This is a genomic window from Pigmentiphaga litoralis (assembly GCF_048632615.1).
In the GTDB taxonomy this organism is placed as follows: domain Bacteria; phylum Pseudomonadota; class Gammaproteobacteria; order Burkholderiales; family Burkholderiaceae_B; genus Pigmentiphaga; species Pigmentiphaga litoralis_B.
On sequence record NZ_CP184479.1, the window covers coordinates 3823657 to 3843071 of the forward strand.

Here is a 19415-nt window from a genome sequence, read left to right on the forward strand (position 1 = left end):
GCAGGTTGGCCAGCAGCTCGGTCAGGTCTCCTCGTCACCCGCGAAATGCAGGCCTTCCGGCACGTCGCTGTCCCAGGTCAACGCGCCCGCATCGGGCAGGGTCTTGAGCATACGCAGGGTCTTGCGGCAGACGACCGATACATCGGCGGCCTGCTGGCCCAGCGCGGCAGCCATGCCGGCGCGCGCGCGGGCCAGGGCGCGATCGACGTGGCGGCGCATGGCGTCGATCTGTTCATCGATGCCGCTGGCCAGCTTGAGTTCGCCGGCGTCGCGCGCGGTGCGTGCCATGGAGCCGAGCACGGCCAGGGGCGTCTTCAGGCCATGGGCCAGATCGGCCGACTGCGTGCGCGCGCGTTCGACGGCGGCGTCCTGAAAACCGATCAAACGGTTGAGATCGTCCACCACCGGCTGCACCTCTTCGGGCACGTCGCGGGACAGCGTGCGGCGCCGGCCGGCGTGGATGTCGCCCAGGTCGGCACGCAGGGCGCGGAAAGGGCGCAGCGCCAGGTGGATGAAGAAGGCCATGGCCAGCACCAGCAAGGTGGCAAGGGCCAGTAACGACGGTAGCAGCAGGCCCAGGAAGGACCAGCGTTCGGCTGCCAGCAGCGCTTCGTCGACCGCCACCATGATCTGCAGTCGCTGTTCGCTGGCGCCCTGCGGTACGACGATCGTGCGCTGGATCGCCAGCAACCGGGCAGTTTCCGGGCCGGAAATCTCATGCATGTCCAGATCGCGCGCGGCGGCGCTGCCTGGCGGGTCCTGCAGCACGAAGTCCCACAGAGATCGTGACCGGAGCCGTTTTCCGCCGGGTCCGTCGATCTGCCAGTACAGGCCGCCATAGGGTTGTTCGAAGCGCGGTTCCTGCGGCGGAACGTCGACCTGCAGCGCGCCGGCGGCATCCAGCCGCACCTGTGCCGCCAGGGTCTTGACGTGCAGGTCCAGTTCGGTTGCGGCGCGGCGTTCGGCCTGCTCGTCGAAAATGGCGGTCAGACCGATGCCGCCCAGCGCGAGCGCCAGCACGATCAACAGCGTCGCCGCGCCTACCAGCCGGACCCGCAACGACCGTGGGCTCATTGAAACCGGTCGGGCACGAGATAGCCGTGGCCGCGCCGTGTCTCGATCAGGTCCACGTCCAGCTTGCGGCGCAGGCGGCCCACCAGCGCTTCGATGGCATTGGTGTCGCGGTCCGAGTCGCCGGAATACAGATGATCCAGCAGCTCGCTTTGCGAGACGATGCGGCCGCGGTGATGCAGCAGGTAGGACAGCAGACGGTATTCCAGTGCGGACAGAGGCATGGCGCTGCCGTGCACGGTCACCAGCCGGGTCCGGGTATCGACTTCGACCGGGCCGGCCGTCAGCAGCGACGTCGTCTGCCCGACCACACGCCGCGTGATCGCCCGCAGCCGCGCCAGCAGTTCTTCCATCTGGAAAGGTTTGGCCAGATAGTCGTCGGCGCCCGCGTCGATGCCTTCGACCTTGTCGCGCCAGCCGTCGCGGGCCGTCAGGATCAGCACGGGCGTGGTGACGTCCGACGCCCGCAGCCGCTTGAGCACCGACAGGCCGTCCATCTTCGGCAGGCCCAGGTCGAGCACGATCGCGTCGTAATCTTCGGTGCCGGCCTGGAACCAGGCGCTCTCGCCATCGGTACAGACATCGACCGCATATTGAGCACGCTCAAGGCCGGTGCGCACATCGGCCGCAATGCGGGGTTCGTCTTCGACTACAAGGATGCGCATATCAGTCTATCTTCAGGATATCGAGCGAATGGGCGTCGACATCGACTTTCTTGCGCCGCCCGTTGGAAGTAAGCACCTTGACCTCGTACACCCACCCTTTGTCTTCCCGGTCGAGTTCGATTTCGATGATCTCGCCGGGCACCTTGTCGCGCACGGTTTTCAGCACGGCCGACAGCGGACGGATTTCGCCTTGCAGCAGCGCGTTGCGAGCCCGGTCCTGGTCCCGGTCGCGCGAGCGGTCCTTGTCCGAGCGGTCTTTGTCCCTCTCCCGGTCCCTGTCGTGGCTGTGCTCGTGGCGTCGGTCATCGTCATTGTCGCGCGCGCCAGCCGGCGGCGCGCACACGGCGAGCAGGACCACCAGCAGCAAGGCCAGCAGGGAGCTTGGAAGGGCGGGTCGGAAAGACATGCCGCCACCCTAACAAACCGAGACTGATATAACGCTGACAACGCAGGTCAGGATGGATCGCGCCGCGATTGCTACGCTGCGGTTTTGATGATCCTTTACAGGAGTTCCGATGCGTCTGCTGCCCTCCCTGTTGATTGCCGTGTCGGCCTTCGGCCTGACCCTGTCCGCCGCGCATGCCGCCGACAAATGCCCTTACCACCCGCGCGACAAGTGGATTCCGATCGACCAGGCCATCAGCAAGGCCGAGGCGCTGGGCTACGACGTACGCGACGTCGAAGCCGACGACGGCTGCTGGGAAGTCGAAGGCTATGATCGCAATGGCGCCAAGGTCAAACTCTACCTGGATCCGGTATCGGGCGAGGTGGTCAAGCCGTCCAGCTGGCTGAGCCGCCTGCGTTGATGCGGCGCGCACGCGCCACCCCAGTGTGGCTCTCGCGCCATCAGCATGAAACAGCGCGTAACCACACGTCCCGGCAGATCTGCTCATTCCGAGGGCGCGTTACGTTCTGACATGGTTATGCGATGACGCTGACACATGCCTCCATGCACATCTGTCAACCTACAGTCATGCGGTGGGTTAAACGAAAAGCATGCCTATAAGGAGTCCATCATGAACACATCCATTATTGCGAAGCTCGTCATTGGCACGACCCTGGCCATCTCGGCCGTGGGTTGCTCCACCTGGGACGGCATGTCGGGCCGTCAGAAGAGCACGGCAGTCGGCGCTGGCGTCGGCGGTCTGGTCGGCGCTGGTGTTTCCGGTGGCGGCGTGCTGGGTACGGTTGGCGGCGCTGCGATTGGCGGCGTGGTCGGCGACCAGGTCGGCAAGAACCGTTAAGCGGCTGCCCCGCAAGGGGCATGCAGGCTGCCGGGCGCTCAGGCGTCCGGAAAATAACCGCCCCGTCCATGGAAACATGGGCGGGGCGGTTTTTTGCGCGGATTTTTCTACTTGAGGCGTTCGGCCACGTCGCCCGACGTCATCACATCGCCAAATTGCTGGATGAAGGTTTCCAACGTGGCACGGTGTTCTTCATCCGACAGCGCGGCAAGGCAGTCCGATACCATGATCGGAAAGAAGTCGAGCATCATGGCGTCCCGGCCTGTCGACTCGCAGCACACATTGGTCTTGGTGCCCGCGATCAGCAGGTTGGTGATGCCCAGGCTGCGCAGGCTACGCTCCAGTCCCGACGATCCGCTGACCAGCGCGCTGTAGCGGTTCTTGACGATGTGCACGTCCGAAGGACGCACGTCCAGTTCGTGCCACAGCGCTTCCGACGTGGGCCGTGGCGCATTCATCTCTATCGTGCGTGCGCGCACGTCCTGCGCCACGAAGCGGTCATAGAAACCCGACCAGTCCGACGTGTCTCCGATCCGCGCGTTGGCATGCACCACCCAGACCACGACGCCGCCCCGTTCGCGCAACACCTGCGCCAGCGCGTTGATGTTGGGAATGATGCTGCGGGACATCGGCACCTCGCCCGCGCCGCCTTCCGCCACGAAGGTGGGCTGCATGTCGATCACAACCAGTGCCGTGGTCCTGGCATCGATGCGATCGAACAGGTGGTGGCGTCCCCGCCGCGCAACCACGCGGTCGATGATGTGGGGACGAATATCGATGTCATGCATGGCGGGTCCTTGACGATGGCTGATGAACAATCGTCAGCATACTGCGGTCTTCACTCGGGCGTGATGCCTGCCGTCTTGATGACCTGCTGCCACTTCGTGTATTCCGCCTTGGAGATGGCCTGCAGTTCGGCCGGCGAGACACGCTTCGAGATCACGCCCTGCTTGGCCAGCGTGGACTTGACCACGTCGGTGTCCGACAGGCGGTTGATCTCGGCGTTGAGCTTGGCCACGACATCCGGCTTCATGCCCTTGGGGCCCACGACCGAGTACCAGGCCTCGGCGTCGTAGCCCGTGGCGCCGACGCTCGCCAGCGGCGGGATGTTGGCGTACTGGGTGTCCTGTTCCTTGCGGGTCGACCCCAGGATCACCGTGCGCTTTTCCTGCACGAACGGCGCGGCGATGTGCACGGGCTGGAACATCGCCTTGATGTGGCCAGCCAGCAGGTCGGTCGTGGCGCCCGCCGATCCCTTGTAGGGAACGTGCACCATGTTCAGGTTCAGCGGCGCGGCCAGCATTTCCATGCACAGATGGTGGAAGGTGCCCTTGCCGGGCGAACCGTAGTTGACCTTGCCCGGATTCTTCTTCACGTACTCCACGAACTGGCCGAAGGTCGTGACTTCCAGCGACGGATGCACGCACAGCACGAAGTTCGTGTAGCCCACCATGGCGATAGGCTGGAAGCTGTCCAGCACGTCGAACGGGACCGTGTTGTAGACGAAGGGCAGGGTCAGTGCGGTGTTGGTGCTGAACGCGATGGTATGACCGTCGGCCGGGGCCTTGGCCACCGCGCCCAGGCCGATGATGCCCGATGCGCCCGGCCGGTTTTCCACCACGAATGGCTGGCCCGCGGTCTCAGCGAGGCGTTGCGAATACAGGCGCGCGGCCAGGTCGGGGGTGGTGCCGGGCGTAAAGGGCACGATCACCTGCACCATCTTGTCGCCCAGGCCGAGGGCGTCGGCGGCGGCAAAGGCGCGGCTGACGCTCAGTCCGCCAAGAACCATGGCCGCGATGAATTCGCGGCGGCCCAACCCGGTAGTCGTTTGCGACATCTCTTGTCTCCAATGCTTTTATGAATGCGGCTTTTTTATGAGCACGCCGCGACGGTCGTTGTTCCGTCGCGGCGGCAAGGCTGTCCTGCCTGCGGGCTTACGCGATTTCGTTCGCGCGGCGCACGCTTGCAATCATCGACGAATTGATGAGGAATTGTCGATGGGCATCTTTGTCTTTGGCGGTTGCGCGCATTTCGTCCAGACGCTGCTTGCGGACTTCCGGATCACGTTCTTCCAGCAGCCGCTTGTTCCGGATGGTGATGGCCTGAACGTACTCGACGTTGACCGTGCGGCGCTGGCGCTCGTAGCGGGTCAGGACATCGTCGTCGGCGCCATTCTGCATCACCTGCGCAATCTTGTCGGTCAGGTTGATGGCATCGTGAATGCCGCTATTCAGCCCCATGCCACCCAACGGGTTGTTGACGTGCGCGGCGTCGCCGGCAATGAACACCCGCTGGTCGCGGAAGTTCTTGGCCACGCGCTGGTGCACGCGGTACACGCTCTTGTAGGGAATGTCGTAATCGATGTCGGGCGACAGGAAGCCCTTGATCTTGCCTTGCACCGATTCGGGCTGCAGCACCTCGGTGTCATCGGCGTCGCCCTTGATCGGGAACGCGATCCGCCAGATGCCATTGCCGTCATGCGGCTGGATGAAGATGGCGGTCCATTCGTCCGGGTCGGCAATGTACGCGTTGCCGGTATAACCCTGCTGGCGCAGATCGTAGGGCGTCGCGAACACCAGGAAGCGTTCGGGCCAGGTAAAGCCCTCGAATTCGGTGCCCATGGTCTTGCGGACCACGCTGCGCGCGCCGTCGGCGCCGATCAGGTAGCTGCCGCGGATCTCGCCCGCGCCGTCGGGCCCGTCGAACGTGACGGTCACGCCGTCGGCATCCTGCGTATAGCCCGTGCAGCGATGGCGGTACATCACCTTGGCGTTCGAATGTTGCTGCAGTGCCTGATAGGCAATGTTCGACAGCTTGTGCTGCTCTACATGCAGGCGGAAGGGGTAGGGCGTCAGGTCGGCGATCAGGCCAAGGTCGAACTGGGCTACCAGACCGGTCTTGCGATCGCGGATCTGCCATTCGGGCACCTGCACCGCCCGGCTGCGCAGCGTTTCGCCTATGCCCAGCGTATCAAGCATCTCGACCGTGGGCGGGTGGAAGGTGCCTGCGCGCAGGTCTTCGGGAATGTGCGACTCGCCTTCGAGCAGCACCACGTCGATGCCTTTCTGTGCAAGCGAGAGGGCGGCCACGAGGCCGACCGGGCCGGCGCCTGAAATGATGACTGGGTGTTGTGCCATGTGTCTGCTTTGTTGAATGTCGTTGATGCGTGGCTGCGATGCGGGCGTGGCGCGCGCTCAGACGCGGCCGCTGCGGTTCTCGCGGTACAGCGCCAGGGCCTCTTGCACCGGCCGGTCCGAAAAGCTGAACAGCACCGCGTCTTCCCGCACTGAAAACGTATGCGCCGCCCAGCTGGGGATCACGAACACGTCGTTCGGCACGGCCGTAAACCGCGTGTCGTTCACCTGAACGTCCACCTCGCCCTCCAGCACGGCGAACACGGTGCCCGACGAACACTGGTAGGGCAGGGTGGTCATGCCGCGCGGGATCAGCTGCGCATAGGCGCCCATGGTGGGCATCGGCGCGCCGCCGGTCAGCGGATCGATGTAGCGCAGCTTGTAGCCCAGGCAGGGATCCGGCTGTCCGCCGGCCTGCATGCCGAACAACGACTCGCGGGTGCGGGCATACGGGTAGCAGAACAGCGGCGATGCCTTGTTGGGAGCAGGGGTCCAGTCGACCGGCGCCATGCCATTGCCGTAACGCAGCACGCTGTCGCCCACCGGGCGCTGCAGCTGCTGACGGTCATCGTCCGACGACTCGGCAAAGCTCGCGTCGAGCGCGGCCACCAGTTGCACGTCAAGGCCATCCAGCCACACCATCGGCTTGTCGCTGTCGTTGCCGTGATCATGGAAGGTCCATGACGGCGTGGTGACGAAGTCGCCGCGCCGCATGATGGTCTTTTCGCCATTGACGGACGTGTAGGCGCCGTCGCCTTCCAGGATCAGCCGCAGGGCCGATTGGGAATGGCGGTGCGCACGCGCGACTTCACCCGGCAAGATGCACTGCAACCCGGCATACAAGGAGGTCGTGATCGCCGCCTTGCCGCGCAGACCCGGGTTCTCCAGGATCAGTACACGGCGCTCGGCCTCTTGCGCCGTGATCAGGTCGGTCGCTTCCGTGATGTAGGCGCGGACCTGTTCGTACGACCAATGGGCCGGCACGCAGGCCGACGTCGGCGTCTTGGTCACCAGGTTGTGCAGCTGTTCCCACAGCGGCGCCAGATTGTCCTGCCCGATGCGGGCGTAGAACGCCTCGCGTTCGGCGCGGATCGCCTCGGGTGAACGCGATGGAGTCGATGCGGTTGCGGGTGGAGTCATGTCCATGTCAGCCTCGTACGGCCACGTCCATCTTGCCGATCTGGTCGATGCTGGCGTGCATGATGTCGCCCGCCTGTACCGTGCCCACGCCTTCTGGCGTGCCGGTCATGATGATGTCGCCTGGGTATAGCGTGTACACGCTCGACGCGATGGCGATCAGTTCAGGAATGCCGGTGATCAGATCGCGGGTGTTGGCGTTCTGGCGGGGTTCTTCGTTCACGTGGATCGAAAAGCCCAGCTGGCCGGATTCGGCGATTTCGTCGGCGGTGACCAGATACGGTCCGAGCACGCTGTAGGTGTCGGCCGACTTGCGATAGCTGCGGTCTTCGGTGCCGCGCACCGTCATGTCGAGGCCGATCGAATAGCCCGCCACGACCGACATCGCGTCGGCTTCCGACACGTTCTTGCACTGCTTGCCGATGATGACGGCCAGCTCGACTTCGTGGTCGTTGCGGCGGCCCGGAAAGTGGATCTGCACGCCTTCGCCCGCGCCGACGATGCCGGTCGCGTTCTTCAGGAACACGCCGAACTTGGCGACCGGGCTCTTGAAGCCTTCATAGTGCGCCACGTGCACGCCATTGTGGATGCCGGCGTCGGCCAGCGACTCATCCACGTGCGCGTGGTAGTTCAGCGGCGCGGCAATGATCTTGGCCGGCGTGGCGACCGGGCTCAGCAGCTTGACGTCGGAAATCGGGATGCCCTTGGCGCCTTCGCGCGCAGCCAGGATTGCCGGGGTCAGCCGCGACAGGTGTTCGATCAGCAGATCGCCCGGCGCCACCGGCCAGGTCAGGGTCGGCAGCTGTTCCAGTACGGACGACACGTCGTACACGGTATCGTTTTCGACCAGGCCCAGGCGGTTTTCGTTGTAACGGCAGATTCTCATGGTCCGACTTCCAGAAATTTTTGATCGTGTTCTAATTTTGAACGTGCTCAATATTAGGGTTGCGCAAGCACGGCTGTCAAGTTGGCGGGGCGTGCGGGGGCCTGCCTTGGCTTGGCATTGTTTGGAGCTGTGGAGGGGGAGAACTGCTGAAGGCGGTGGAACCGCGGAGGGGGGAACGAAAGGCCGGGGCAGTGCAGGGATGTCAGGATTACAGCGTACGGCGGTCAGGCCTGCCGCGCCACGCTCGTTGCAAGCGTTGCGCGGCGCGGAACACGTTCCTACTTCGACGGCATCTCGATCTTGACTTCGAGCACCTCGAGCGTGTCCTGCCGCTCGAGATTGACCCGGATGTCGTCGGGATTGATGTTGACGTATTTGGAGATGACCGCGATCAGCTCCTTCTGCAGCTGCGGCAGGTAATCGGCCGACGCACCGCGGTCCGAACGTTCATGCGCCAGAATGATCTGCAGCCGTTCCTTGGCGACGCCCGCCGACTGCTTTTTTCCCCTAAAAAAACGACAGGAAGGATCTCATTTATTTTCCCCCGAACAGGCGTTTGAAGAGGCCGGGCTTTTCGTAGTCGACGAAACGCAGCGGCTTGTCTTCGCCCAGGTAGCGCGCCACGACGTCGGAATACGCTTCCGACACTTCGGTGCCCTTCAGGTGGATGGCGGGCAGGCCCTGGTTCGACGCATGCAGCACGTTTTCGGATTCGGGAATGACGCCGATCAGCTTGATGCGCAGGATGTCTTCGACGTCCTTGAGCGACAGCATTTCGCCGTCGAACACGCGCTTGGCGTTGTAGCGGGTCAGCAGCAGGAATTCCTTGACCGGCGTATCCCCTTTGATCGCGCGCTGCGACTTTGCGGCCAGGATGCCCAGGATGCGGTCCGAGTCACGCACGGAAGACACTTCCGGGTTGGTCACGACCAGCGCATCGTCGGCGAAATAGGCCGCCATCAGCGCGCCGGCCTCGATCCCCGCCGGCGAGTCACAAACGATGTATTCGAAGTCCATTTCGCGCAGGCCGTCGATTACCTTCTGCACGCCTTCCTGGGTCAGCGCGTCTTTGTCGCGGGTCTGCGAGGCGGGCAGGATGTACAGGTTTTCAAGCTGCTTGTCGCGAATCAGTGCCTGGTTCAGGGTCGCTTCGCCCTGCACCACGTTGATCAGGTCGTACACCACACGGCGCTCGCAGCCCATGATGAGGTCGAGATTGCGCAGGCCCACGTCGAAGTCGATCACCACGGTCTTGTGACCGCGCAAGGCCAGACCGGAAGAGAAACTGGCGCTGGTCGTTGTTTTACCGACGCCGCCTTTGCCTGAAGTCACGACGACAATACGTGCCATGGAGAGTGGGTCCTTTGAATTAGATGTCTAGCGGATCGACCAGCAGCTTGTCGCCGGTCAGACGTACCGTAGCAGGTTTGTTTTCGATGTCGGGGGACAGCGCGGCGGTCATGCTGCGGTATACCCCGGCGACGGCGATCAGTTCGGCGTCGAACTGAGTCGTGAAGATGCGTGCGTCGGTATTCCCGCGCGCGCCGGCCATTGCCTTGCCACGGAGCGGACCATACACATGAATGTTGCCATCCGCAATCACTTCGGCGCCATGGCTGACCACGCCCAGCACGATCAGGTCGGCATGGCGGGCATAGACCTTCTGGCCCGAACGCAGCGGCTTGTCGATGATGAGCGTTGCCACGGCCATGCCGGCGGACGCGGGCGGTTCACTGACGGCGATACCGGTATCGGCCACGACATCGACCGCCTTGCGGGCGGTGGGCGCAGGAAGGGTGTCGGCCTTGGCAGCGGCATCCGGCGCGTCGGCGTTCGCGGCGTCGCCATTGGCGGCGTCGGTCCTGGCGCCGCCAACCTTCGCGGCGCTTGACGGCGTGGCGGCGCCGGCTTCGCTGGACAGCTTGGCGGCGAGCGGCGGCAGGGACACCTGAGCCAGCCCGGCGGCGCGCGCGCTGTCGGCCAGGGCATCCGGCGCCATGACACCGATCGGGGGCAGGCGATGCCGGCGCAATGCGGCCAGCAGCGGATCCCAGTCGACCGGATCGGTCAGGCGGGACGCGTCGATGACCACAGGTTCATCGTCGAAGAACCCGGCGGCGTCGGCCATGCGTTGATCGAGGGCTGCAAGAATCGCGGCGGTGTCGGCGGTGTAAAGCACCACGCGAACGGCATAGAGCGTCGTGCTCTTGAAATCGAGGACGGGACTGGAAGCTTCCATGGGGGGCGCCGGTAGGGCGCGAGCGCGCAAAGACTCGATTCTACCGGGACGCCGTCCAGTTGGGGTGAGAGTGTGTGACGCGGGGTCTATTTGACCAGCAGCACCGGCGTGCGGCCTTCGGCCAGCACCTTGGTCGAGACCGACCCTGTCAGGGCCTGGGTCAGCGTGCCACGGGCATGGCTGCCCATGACGATCAGGTCGGACTGGTCGCCATGGCGGATGATCTGTTCGACGGCATCGCCTTCGGCCACCTGCAAGGTCGCCTGGAAACCTGCCTGGTTGAGATCCGCAACGATCCGTTCCGGACCAAAATCCAGATCGTCTTCGCGCAGGACCTTGCGGGCCTGTTCGGCAACGGTCAGTTCATTGGTGGCAGGCAGATCGTAGGTGACGTGCAGGCACAGGACCTGTGGGGTACCCGCCAGCGCCGGGCGCAGGCGTTTCAGGTAGTCGACGGCATCGGCCGTGTGCTGGCTGGCGTCGATAGGCAATAGCAGCTTCATGATGGTGCTCCCTGACGTACGGCTCTTGTGAGCCTGTGTGATGTATGAACGGGGGCCGGCCGCATCCGGGCACCCCGTCATCACATGGTACGGACCCGGGCGGCCCGACAGGAAGCGAAGCTGTTTCCTTATTTAACCCAGGAGTCCTTCAGGGTGGCCGTGCGATTGAAGATCGGCGCGTCGGGCGTGGATGTCTCGCGGTCCGCAACGAAGTAGCCATACCGTTCAAACTGATACGCTTTCCCGGCCGTCGCGTCGGTGCCCGGCTCGACAAAGCCCCGGATCACTTCGACCGAATTGGGATTCAGGCAAGCAATGAAGTCCTTGCCGCCCGCATCGGGATGGGGGTCGGTGAACAGACGGTCGTACAGCCGGATTTCGGCGGCCACGGCGGCGGTGGTGCTGAGCCACGTGATGGTGCCCTTGACCTTGACGCTGTCGGCGCCCGGCGTGCCGCTGCGGGTCTCCGGCAGGTACTCGGCCTGCACTTCGATCACCTTGCCATCGGCATCCTTGGTGCAGCCCGTGCACTTGACGACGTAGCCGTATTTCAGGCGCACCATGTTGCCCGGGAACAGGCGGAAAAAGCCCTTGGGCGGGGTTTCGACGAAGTCGTCGGCCTCGATCCAGAGTTCGCGCGAGAACGGAAATTCGCGGCGGCCGGCGTCGGGGTCGTGCGGGTTGCGCGGCGCTGAACAGACTTCGGTCTGGCCTTCGGGGTAATTGGTGATCACCAGCTTGACCGGACGCAGCACGGCGACCGCACGATCCGTTTTCGGGTCGAGATCCTCGCGCAGCGCCTGGTCCAGCAGGCTGTAGTCGATCCACGAATCCGACTTGGATGCGCCCGTGCGTTCGCACAGCAGCTGGATCGATTCAGGCGTGAAACCGCGGCGGCGCAGGCCCACGATGGTCGGCAGACGGGGGTCGTCCCAGCCATCCACGTGCCCGTCGGCCACCAGCTGCCGCAACTTGCGCTTGCTGGTGACGATGTAGGTCAGCTTCAGCCGCGCGAATTCGTGCTGGCGGGGCAGGGGACGCAGCAACAGGCCCAGCTTTGCCAGGTTGTCCAGCAGCCAGTCGTAGAACGGCCGCTGGTCTTCGAATTCCAGCGTGCAGATGCTGTGCGTGATGCCTTCCAGCGCGTCTTCGATCGGGTGCGCGAAGGTATACATCGGGTAGATGCACCACTTGTCGCCGGTGCGATGGTGCGTGGCATGCCGGATCCGGTACAGCACCGGGTCGCGCATGTTCATGTTCGGCGACGCCATGTCGATCTTGGCGCGCAGGGCCATGGACCCGTCGGGGTGCTTGCCTTCCCGCATCTCGCGCAGCAGGGCGCGTGATTCATCGGCAGGACGGGCGCGCCAAATCGAGTCCACACCGGGTTCGGTCAGGGTGCCGCGCGACGCGCGCATCTCGTCGGGACTTTGCTGGTCCACATAAGCCAGGCCGGCGTCGATCAGGGCTTCCGCCGCCTGGTACATGACGTCGAAATAATCGCTGGCGTGGTAGTAGTGCTCGGTGCCAAAACCGTTCCAGTCGTAGCCCAGCCACTTGACTGCGTCGACAATGCCGTCAACGTAGCGCTGCTCTTCCTTTTCCGGATTGGTGTCGTCCAGCCGCATGTGGCAGACGCCGTCGTAATCCCGGGCCAGGCCGAAGTTCAGGGCGATGCTTTTGGCGTGGCCGATGTGCAGGTAGCCATTGGGCTCGGGCGGGAACCGCGTGCGGATGCGCGCGGGGTCGAGCGGCGCGCCTTCCTGGACCGCGGCAGGGCCGGGCTGGCCAGCCCACCGCTTGTCCGCGTAGCGACCGGCGGCCAGGTCGGCTTCGATAATGTTGCGCAGGAAATTCGTGGCGGGCGCCGGTGTGGGTTTGGCAGATGCAGTCATTGTCACTTTTGTATGGACGAGCTTGTCCCTCAGCTAATTTTGCCATGAATACGCGGGCTAACCCTCGGGTACCCATCGGTGCGTGGCAAAAATGCGGGTGGGAAGGCGAGGCGATGCGCGCTCCGGCGGCCCGGCGCCGCTTTCAAGGATGAGCATCGGCCGGCCGGTGACAGGCTCGCCGTCAGGCGATCAACGGCAGTTCCACCTCGACCTGCAGGCCGCCGCCTTCCGCCTGTTCCAGGGCGACCCGGCCACCGTGGGCGCGGGCGATGGCATCCACCAGCGCCAGGCCCAGGCCCACATTGCCGGTCCGGCTGCGGGCCGGGTCCAGCCGGGCGAAAGGTTGCAAGGCTTCGTGGCGGCGGTCCGGCGAAATGCCCGGACCGTGGTCCCTCACCCGGAGCACGGCACTGGCGCCACGCTGCGTCAGCGTCACGTCGACCGGCGGCGCCCCGTGCTGCAGCGCGTTCTGGATCAGGTTGTCCACCATGCGGGCCAGGGCCACCGCATCGCCATTCACCCGCAATTCCTGCGACGGCGCCGCCGCCAGTTCGACCGCCGTGCCTGTGCCCTTCCAGGCATGCAGGCGTTCGCTCAGCCAGTCGCCGAGGTCCATGGGATCGAAGTGATAGGCCGCCGGATCGGTGCCGCGCACGTAACCGATGAACTGATCGACGATGTGCTGCATGTCCTGCGCGTCCTTGCGCAGGCCTTCCTTCAGCGTCGAATCCTCTGCCATCTCGGTGCGCAGGCGCATCCGCGACAGCGGCCCCTTCAGGTCGTGCGGCAGTCCGGCCAGCAACGTACGCCGCACGGCATCCGACGCGTCCAGCGCATCCAGCATGGCGTTGAAGCGTTCGCCCAGCACCCGCGTTTCATGCGGCCCCGAGGGCTCGACCCGTTGCGGCTTGCCCGCCGCCAGCTGGTCGGCCGCCATCGCCAGCGACGTCATCGGCCGCGTGATATGCCACGAAAAACCGGCGGCGATCAGCAGGATCACGCCCAGGCCACCCAGCCAGATCACGAGCAGCGGCGTGGTGACTGCGGGGCTGATGCGTTCGAGCGAAATGACCAGCCACGCGCGCTGCGTAAAACCGTCTTCCTGGCCCAGGGTCGAACTCAGCGAGATATACAGCGCGGGTTCCGGACCGCGTGACAACGCAACGCGCGTGCCTTCGCCCAGTTGCTGGTTGAGCCGGCGGATCAACCCGCGCATGCCGCTGCGCGGATCGTCTTCGGCCCATCGCGGCGGATCGCGTGGCGGCGGCCGGCCATCGGGCGGCGCGCGAAATTCGAAGGGGCGGAAGTCGGGCGGCATGCGGCCCGTCGGCGCAAATCCGGGTGGACCGCCTTCACGTGGCGGACGGCGCGGTCCGGCCTCGGCGCGCCGTTCGGCCTCATTGCGCCGCGCGCGGGCGGGCAGGGCGCGCGACTCGAATCGCCATTCGCCATGCGACGCCTCGGACACGAAGTCCGCCCGATTCTCTTCGGGAATCTGCGCAATGGCCGCCCGCAAGGTGCGGATCGTCGTCGCCATCAGATCCGGCGCGACAGTGTCCAGATAGTTGCGGCGATAGTGTTCGATGGCCGCGAAAGTCGCCGCCTGCGCCACCAGCACCGCACCAAGGATCAACAGGATCAGGCGCGCCCGTAACGAGCGGGGCAGGAAGCGGGCATACGCGGCAGCGGGGCGTGCCGGAACGGAAGGGGCTGGCGGTGTGGACGCGGAGCCCGCTGCCGCCCCTGCTGACGGCGCAGGCGCGTTCATGGGAGCGCCGGCGACAGCGGCGCGGCGCCTGTATCGTCGGCCGCGCCCAGTGGCAGGAAGCGATAGCCGATGCCCCATACGGTCTGGATCCACCGCGGCTGCTTGGGATCGTCTTCGATGGCGCGGCGCAGGCGAAGGATCGCAATGTCGATCGCGCGGTCATTGCGGTCGCCGGCTTCATCGTCACGCGCCAGCGCCAGCAGGCGTTCGCGCGACAACGGTCGGCCCGCGTTGCGAAGCAAGGCCTCGAGCAGATTGAACTCGCCGCCGGTCAAGCGGACCAGTTCCTGGCCTTTGTGCAAGGTGCGCGCCTGCGTGTCGAACACGAAGGGACCGAACGTGATCGGACCGTCCTTGACCAAGGCCGACGGTCCGCGTTTGCGGCGCAGCACTGCCTCGATCCGGGCCAGCAGTTCGCGCGGATCGAACGGTTTGCCGACGTAGTCGTCCGCGCCCGACTCCAGGCCGATGATGCGGTCCACGGTTTCATCGCGCGCGGTCAGGAGGATGATAGGAAGGTCTTCGCCACGGTCACGCAAGCGGCGGCAGGCATCCGCGCCATCGCCCCCCGGCAACATGCGATCGAGCACCAGCAACGCCGGCGCATACCGCGTGATGCGTGCTTCCAGATCGGTTGCATCGGGGGCAAGCAGGGTGTCGTAACCCTGCTTGTTGAGATAGTCGGCCAGCAACTGGCGCAGGGCGGGATCGTCATCAACGACCAGCAGCTTCGGTTTCGCGGTTTTTTCCATAGGGCGAATGGTCGCGTGGCGCCAGGCAGGGCGCAAGTTGCTGAAATCGGTTGAAACAGGTGACGTGTTTTTCGGAACAGGTCCGTAACCGGTCCGCCGCAAGAATGCACTCACTGCCACAGACAGGTTGGCATTCATCCGAAACACCAGGAGTACACAGCATGACCAAGCATACCCTTCGTATCCTCGCCGCTGCCATCACCCTCGCGACTGGCGCGAGCGGTGTTGCTTACGCTGCCCCCGCCGCCGAACCGCTGGTGATCGCCCAGGCCGCACCCGCCACGACCACGACGCCGGCGGCAACGCCGGATCGCAACGCGCCTGCCGTGGGTGGCCCGCGCGCAGACGGTCCTCGTGCCGACGGTCCTCGCGGTGACGGTCCCCGCCACGGCGGTCCGCGCGGCGAACATGGCAAGGGCGGCCACCACGGCCATCATGGCCACCACGGCGGTCCGTCGATGATGATGATGCTGGGCCAGTTGAAGGCCAAGCTGAATCTGACTGACGCCCAGCAGACCCGCTGGAATGCGGCCGAATCGCAGCAGCGCGCCGTGGGTGAAGAGATGCGCGCCCGCCGCGACCTCCATCGCAAACAGATGCAGGAGCAACTGGCCAAGTCCGGCCCGGCCGACTTCCGCGCCATGACCGCTCAGCGCGAAGCCGAACACGCCGCGATCAAGCCCAAGCTCGACGCCGCGCGAGACGCCTGGCTGGTGGTGTACGACTCGCTCGACACCAACCAGAAGCAGATCGTGACGGACGCGTTCAAGCAGCGCATGCAACGCATGGGCAAGCACGACCGTCGCGGCGAGCAGCGCGGCCCTGGCATGCAACGTGGCGATCGTGCCGCGCCAGCGGTGAATTAAGCCCCCTAGGCGCTGCGCGCCTCCCCCAGGGGCGGCACTGGCGGACTGGCATAGCCAGATCCGCTGTGCCCTCGGGCTGCCACCTCCAGCTTCGGGGATCCATCGCTTATGTTTTCCGCCCCGCGCCGGGTTACCGCCGCGGGGCGGTTTTCGTTGGTGCTTAGCTGTTTGCGCTGTCCATGGGAGGGAAGTCGTAGAGGGTGGCGGGGTTGTCCACCAGGATGCGTTGACGCTCGGCGGGATGGGTCCATCGGCCGAACATGGACAGCATGGCGCCATCATCGATCGGATGGAAGGGCTCTTCGGCGTGCAGGTCGCGTGTGCGCCCCGGCCAGGGCCCGGTGTGAGGCCAATCCGTGCCCCACAGCATGCGATCCGGGTTGGCGTCGATCAGGGCGCGTGCCATGGCTTTTCCGTCTGCCCCGAATTCGTCATCGACCAGACGATATGGCGCGGACAGCTTGACGTAGGTGTGGCCTGCCTTGACTAGCGACAGCAGTTCCCGCCAGCCTGGCTGTTTTTCCAGGTTGGCCGGGTCAGCCAGGCCGAAGTGGTCAACCACAAGCGGCACTGGCAATTGCGTGATGACATCACTGAGCTGCGCGATCACTGACAGCGTGGTGTACGTCTGCACGTGCCAGTTCATGTCGGCCGCCACTCGCGCCGTCTCGGTCAGCCGCCTGGCCGCGACCTGGGGATCCGTTTCGCCAAACGATTGCAGGTTGACGCGCAGGCCTCGCACGCCCGCATCATGCAGTGCCGTCAGCGTCGGCTGATCGACGTCCGGCGCAACGACGGCGACCGCACGCACCTGCCGATCAAGGGCGCGCAGCTCGGTCATGGCGTCCAGCAGGCAGCGGTTGTCGATGCCCTGCATGCTCGCCTGGACGATGACGGTCCGGTCCACGCCAAGACGGCGATGCATGGAAATCAGGTCGTCCACTCTGGCAAGCCCGGGCACGAAGGTCCGCTCGGCGGCCAGAGGGTATTTTTCGCGTGGGCCGAAGATGTGAACGTGGCAATCACACGCGCCCTCTGGTATCGCAATATCCGGTTCGCTGTGCCAGGCGCCCAGCACGGGCTTCTGCCCATCGATCGGCGCAGCAGCCCGGTAGGTGTAGCGTTTGGTCATGTCATTGGGCCTTTATGCCGGCGTCCTGAATCAGCCTGCTCCACTTGGCATATTCGCTCTTGATATGCTGATTGAACTGCGCCACGCTCATATCTGCCAGCACGAAACCCTGAGCCGTCAGCTTTTCGCGAACTTCGGGCACGGCCAGCACGCGCGACAGTTCCGCATGCAGGCGGGCCACCACATCCTGGGGCGTGCCAGCCGGCGCAACGACGCCCAGCCAAGTGCCAATGTCGAACCCCGGCACGCCCGACTCCGACATCGTTGGCAGGCCCTCGGCAACACTGACACGCGTCGGGCTGGTCACCGCCAGACCGCGCAGGCGGCCGGACCTGACATGCGGCATGGCAGACGACGCGTTCGCAAACATCATGGGCAGCCGGCCCGCCATGATTTCGGTCATGGCGGCCTGTTCTCCGGGAAAGGGAATGCTGGTGATCTGCGTGCCGGTCATGACCGAAAACAACGCCCCGGCCATGAAGGGCGATGTGCCGATGCCGCCGTTGCCATAGTCCAGCACGCCGGGTTTGGACTTGGCCAACGCAATGATTTCGGGCACCGTCTTCGCGGGCAAGGACGGTCCTGCCACCAGCACTAACGGCGCACTGCCGATCAGGCCCACCCCTATGAAGTCCTTTTGCGGATCGAAGCTTTTGATCTTGTTGATGATCGGCGACACCGCGATGCCAGTCTGGCTGGTCAGCAGAAGGGTATAGCCGTCGGCGGGGGCCCTGGCGACAAGTTCGGTCGCAATGGCCGACGCTGCGCCATTCTTGTTCTCGACCACAACGGCCTGACCCAGTTTCATGTACTGGGCGATGATGCGCCCGACCGTGTCCGGCGCGCCGCCCGGGGGGCGCCGACCACCAGCTTGACAGGCCGATTCGGGTAGCCGGCATCCGCGGCCTGGGCAGATTGGCTGGTCATTGAGCCAGCGGCCAGCAACGACGCCAGCAACGCAGCCGGCAAGGCGTTCGATCGGGTTGTCATCATGTCTCCTCCATTGGGGTACGTCAAAGTTCAAGGCGATACGTTCGGGTTGCCGTTCCCGAAAAAGCTCGGTCTTTTGCGTTCCGTCGCAGTCAGCGGCAATGCGTTTAAAGGCGTTCCACAGCACGCCATACGCGCACATTCCCTTGTCCATGCTGAAGTTGCTTTCGAACATGCAGCGATCGTGACCAAACGCGTCCATGCAAGGCAGCAGCAGCGGGCGCAAGAGATCGGCAAGCTCTTCCGAACCCGGCGGAACGGGTCGAAGGTGCAGGTCCAGTCCACCAATGACCATACATAGGCCGCCCAGCTTGATCGACACGTTGGGCAATTGCGCCAGGGTGTCGAGGGACCGCCGCCACGCGGCCAGCACGCGCGGCCGGTCATGCCGGTACGGCCCCAGGTTCAAGGGGCCGCCGGCATGATTCAGAACGATCGTTGTTTCCGGGAATGCCTTTGCCAGTTCGATGACCTCGGGCAGTTGCGGGTGGTAGGCCCACACGTCGGCAGACAGGCCCAGGGGGCGAGCTCCGCAAAACCTTTCCAGAACGCCGGCTCACGCAGCATGCCTTCGCGGACCTTGCCGAATCCCGCGGCGATGTCGGGCGACGCATCCGCCGCCGTCATGTTTCGAACGCCTTTGAACCGGTCTGGCGCTGCACGCAGGTGCGCCTGCAGAACGGGCCGGACCGCGGCGCCGAGGGTCAGATCAGCAAACCCGACGATCCCCGCGCAGGCTTTCAGCGGGCCATAGAGTCCGCTCGCGCTCTGCGCCGCTACGCCATTGGCAAACTCGGTTTCTCCAACGGGACTCAATGCATGCTCGACGCCTGGCCGATACATACTGCGACACTGAATGAAAACGGATCCGACGATGTTGTGTCCGGTCCGCGTGTCAGCCAGAAAATCGTCGAAGAGATAGCGCTGACCCGGCCGGTCCCAAAGGTGGTGATGGGCATCCACGATGGGCAACGCCGCATCCAAGGCGCCTTCATTCACCTGGGCAAGCCATTCGGGCCGAACGGGAATCTGTGCGGGTGGAAACGTCCGGGCGATATCGGGCAGTATCACGGTAGGCAGCCAGTCGTGACGCCAGGCAATCCGGCGTCGGAGCAAAGGGAGCCCAGCGTAGG

20 protein-coding genes and 1 pseudogene are annotated in these 19415 nt (G+C 64.9%); 3 read left to right on the plus strand and 18 right to left on the minus strand.

The genetic code is table 11. The features are described 5' to 3' along the window. Positions 1-21 precede the first annotated feature (21 nt). The 3 genes from ACNANG_RS17500 to ACNANG_RS17510 are packed head-to-tail and all read right to left on the minus strand — an operon-like array spanning position 22 to position 2142. Positions 22-1074 (minus strand): hypothetical protein, encoded by a 1053-nt coding sequence (locus ACNANG_RS17500; protein WP_420224056.1) that lies wholly within the window; start codon positions 1072-1074, stop codon positions 22-24. Continuing rightward, entirely contained in the window at positions 1071-1736 is a 666-nt protein-coding gene (locus ACNANG_RS17505; protein WP_420224057.1) for a response regulator transcription factor, read from the minus strand. Before ACNANG_RS17505 ends, ACNANG_RS17500 begins: the two co-directional genes overlap by 4 nt. 1 nt (position 1737) lies before the next feature. Further along, positions 1738-2142: a PepSY domain-containing protein gene (locus ACNANG_RS17510; protein ID WP_420224058.1), complete on the minus strand. Its 405-nt coding sequence runs from the start codon at positions 2140-2142 to the stop codon at positions 1738-1740. Between the two features lie 109 nt (positions 2143-2251). On the opposite strand from ACNANG_RS17510, the gene ACNANG_RS17515 reads away from it, so the two are divergent. Both ACNANG_RS17515 and ACNANG_RS17520 read left to right on the plus strand, forming a co-directional pair. Further along, positions 2252-2542 (plus strand): PepSY domain-containing protein, encoded by a 291-nt coding sequence (locus ACNANG_RS17515; RefSeq protein WP_420224059.1) that lies wholly within the window; start codon positions 2252-2254, stop codon positions 2540-2542. Positions 2543-2752: 210 nt separating this feature from the next. After that, positions 2753-2980, plus strand: coding sequence for a glycine zipper 2TM domain-containing protein (locus tag ACNANG_RS17520; protein WP_420224060.1), 228 nt, complete (start codon positions 2753-2755; stop codon positions 2978-2980). Positions 2981-3087: 107 nt separating this feature from the next. Here ACNANG_RS17520 and ACNANG_RS17525 read toward each other — a convergent pair whose 3' ends face one another. The 12 genes and pseudogenes from ACNANG_RS17525 to ACNANG_RS17580 all read right to left on the minus strand — a co-directional run bounded on the left by ACNANG_RS17525 (position 3088) and on the right by ACNANG_RS17580 (position 15294). After that, the gene (locus tag ACNANG_RS17525; protein ID WP_420224061.1) at positions 3088-3768 is read right to left on the minus strand and encodes an isochorismatase family protein; all 681 of its coding nucleotides are present in this window, start codon (positions 3766-3768) and stop codon (positions 3088-3090) included. Between the two features lie 50 nt (positions 3769-3818). Further along, positions 3819-4817 (minus strand): Bug family tripartite tricarboxylate transporter substrate binding protein, encoded by a 999-nt coding sequence (locus tag ACNANG_RS17530; RefSeq protein WP_420224062.1) that lies wholly within the window; start codon positions 4815-4817, stop codon positions 3819-3821. Between the two features lie 97 nt (positions 4818-4914). Then, positions 4915-6117: an FAD-dependent oxidoreductase gene (locus ACNANG_RS17535; RefSeq protein WP_420224063.1), complete on the minus strand. Its 1203-nt coding sequence runs from the start codon at positions 6115-6117 to the stop codon at positions 4915-4917. Positions 6118-6174: 57 nt separating this feature from the next. Continuing rightward, entirely contained in the window at positions 6175-7260 is a 1086-nt protein-coding gene (gtdA, locus tag ACNANG_RS17540; RefSeq protein WP_420224064.1) for a gentisate 1,2-dioxygenase, read from the minus strand. 1 nt (position 7261) lies between these two features. Beyond that, positions 7262-8137 (minus strand): fumarylacetoacetate hydrolase family protein, encoded by an 876-nt coding sequence (locus tag ACNANG_RS17545; RefSeq protein WP_420224065.1) that lies wholly within the window; start codon positions 8135-8137, stop codon positions 7262-7264. 278 nt (positions 8138-8415) lie between these two features. Beyond that, positions 8416-8671: pseudogene (minE, locus tag ACNANG_RS17550) on the minus strand (cell division topological specificity factor MinE). Then, a complete protein-coding gene (gene minD, locus ACNANG_RS17555) occupies positions 8672-9487 on the minus strand; it encodes a septum site-determining protein MinD (protein ID WP_420224066.1) in 816 nt (271 codons plus the stop codon). A 19-nt stretch (positions 9488-9506) separates the two neighbouring features. Then, complete coding sequence (minC, locus tag ACNANG_RS17560) at positions 9507-10376, minus strand: septum site-determining protein MinC (protein WP_420224067.1); 870 nt, start codon at positions 10374-10376, stop codon at positions 9507-9509. An 86-nt stretch (positions 10377-10462) separates the two neighbouring features. Further along, the gene (locus ACNANG_RS17565; RefSeq protein WP_420224068.1) at positions 10463-10879 is read right to left on the minus strand and encodes a universal stress protein; all 417 of its coding nucleotides are present in this window, start codon (positions 10877-10879) and stop codon (positions 10463-10465) included. Positions 10880-11007: 128 nt separating this feature from the next. Further along, positions 11008-12774 carry a glutamine--tRNA ligase/YqeY domain fusion protein gene (locus tag ACNANG_RS17570; RefSeq protein ID WP_420224069.1) on the minus strand — a complete coding sequence of 589 codons (1767 nt, stop codon included), beginning with the start codon at positions 12772-12774 and terminating at the stop codon, positions 11008-11010. Between the two features lie 181 nt (positions 12775-12955). After that, on the minus strand, positions 12956-14542 hold the full coding sequence (locus ACNANG_RS17575) for an ATP-binding protein (RefSeq protein ID WP_420224070.1): 1587 nt from the start codon (positions 14540-14542) through the stop codon (positions 12956-12958). After that, a complete protein-coding gene (locus ACNANG_RS17580; RefSeq protein WP_420224071.1) occupies positions 14539-15294 on the minus strand; it encodes a response regulator in 756 nt (251 codons plus the stop codon). The genes ACNANG_RS17575 and ACNANG_RS17580 overlap by 4 nt, the downstream gene beginning before the upstream one ends. 161 nt (positions 15295-15455) lie before the next feature. On the opposite strand from ACNANG_RS17580, the gene ACNANG_RS17585 reads away from it, so the two are divergent. After that, complete coding sequence (locus tag ACNANG_RS17585; protein WP_420224072.1) at positions 15456-16160, plus strand: Spy/CpxP family protein refolding chaperone; 705 nt, start codon at positions 15456-15458, stop codon at positions 16158-16160. Positions 16161-16320: 160 nt separating this feature from the next. On the opposite strand, the gene ACNANG_RS17590 is transcribed toward ACNANG_RS17585, so the two are convergent. Genes ACNANG_RS17590 through ACNANG_RS17600 form a run of 3 tightly spaced genes read right to left on the minus strand, consistent with a single transcriptional unit; the run spans position 16321 to position 19353 of the window. After that, positions 16321-17292, minus strand: a complete 972-nt coding sequence (locus ACNANG_RS17590; protein WP_420224073.1) for an amidohydrolase family protein — start codon at positions 17290-17292, stop codon at positions 16321-16323. A 1-nt stretch (position 17293) separates the two neighbouring features. Further along, positions 17294-18784, minus strand: coding sequence for a tripartite tricarboxylate transporter substrate-binding protein (locus ACNANG_RS17595; protein ID WP_420224074.1), 1491 nt, complete (start codon positions 18782-18784; stop codon positions 17294-17296). Further along, positions 18709-19353 (minus strand): hypothetical protein, encoded by a 645-nt coding sequence (locus ACNANG_RS17600; RefSeq protein WP_420224075.1) that lies wholly within the window; start codon positions 19351-19353, stop codon positions 18709-18711. Before ACNANG_RS17600 ends, ACNANG_RS17595 begins: the two co-directional genes overlap by 76 nt. Positions 19354-19415: the final 62 nt, after the last annotated feature.

Coding starts and splice junctions, on each gene's coding strand:
- ACNANG_RS17500 (WP_420224056.1), bottom strand. CDS start 1,074: ATGAGCCCACGGTCGTTGCGGGTCCGGCTGGTAGGCGCGGCGACGCTG.
- ACNANG_RS17505 (WP_420224057.1), bottom strand. CDS start 1,736: ATGCGCATCCTTGTAGTCGAAGACGAACCCCGCATTGCGGCCGATGTG.
- ACNANG_RS17510 (WP_420224058.1), bottom strand. CDS start 2,142: ATGTCTTTCCGACCCGCCCTTCCAAGCTCCCTGCTGGCCTTGCTGCTG.
- ACNANG_RS17515 (WP_420224059.1), top strand. CDS start 2,252: ATGCGTCTGCTGCCCTCCCTGTTGATTGCCGTGTCGGCCTTCGGCCTG.
- ACNANG_RS17520 (WP_420224060.1), top strand. CDS start 2,753: ATGAACACATCCATTATTGCGAAGCTCGTCATTGGCACGACCCTGGCC.
- ACNANG_RS17525 (WP_420224061.1), bottom strand. CDS start 3,768: ATGCATGACATCGATATTCGTCCCCACATCATCGACCGCGTGGTTGCG.
- ACNANG_RS17530 (WP_420224062.1), bottom strand. CDS start 4,817: ATGTCGCAAACGACTACCGGGTTGGGCCGCCGCGAATTCATCGCGGCC.
- ACNANG_RS17535 (WP_420224063.1), bottom strand. CDS start 6,117: ATGGCACAACACCCAGTCATCATTTCAGGCGCCGGCCCGGTCGGCCTC.
- gtdA (WP_420224064.1), bottom strand. CDS start 7,260: ATGGACATGACTCCACCCGCAACCGCATCGACTCCATCGCGTTCACCC.
- ACNANG_RS17545 (WP_420224065.1), bottom strand. CDS start 8,137: ATGAGAATCTGCCGTTACAACGAAAACCGCCTGGGCCTGGTCGAAAAC.
- minD (WP_420224066.1), bottom strand. CDS start 9,487: ATGGCACGTATTGTCGTCGTGACTTCAGGCAAAGGCGGCGTCGGTAAA.
- minC (WP_420224067.1), bottom strand. CDS start 10,376: ATGGAAGCTTCCAGTCCCGTCCTCGATTTCAAGAGCACGACGCTCTAT.
- ACNANG_RS17565 (WP_420224068.1), bottom strand. CDS start 10,879: ATGAAGCTGCTATTGCCTATCGACGCCAGCCAGCACACGGCCGATGCC.
- ACNANG_RS17570 (WP_420224069.1), bottom strand. CDS start 12,774: ATGACTGCATCTGCCAAACCCACACCGGCGCCCGCCACGAATTTCCTG.
- ACNANG_RS17575 (WP_420224070.1), bottom strand. CDS start 14,542: ATGAACGCGCCTGCGCCGTCAGCAGGGGCGGCAGCGGGCTCCGCGTCC.
- ACNANG_RS17580 (WP_420224071.1), bottom strand. CDS start 15,294: ATGGAAAAAACCGCGAAACCGAAGCTGCTGGTCGTTGATGACGATCCC.
- ACNANG_RS17585 (WP_420224072.1), top strand. CDS start 15,456: ATGACCAAGCATACCCTTCGTATCCTCGCCGCTGCCATCACCCTCGCG.
- ACNANG_RS17590 (WP_420224073.1), bottom strand. CDS start 17,292: ATGACCAAACGCTACACCTACCGGGCTGCTGCGCCGATCGATGGGCAG.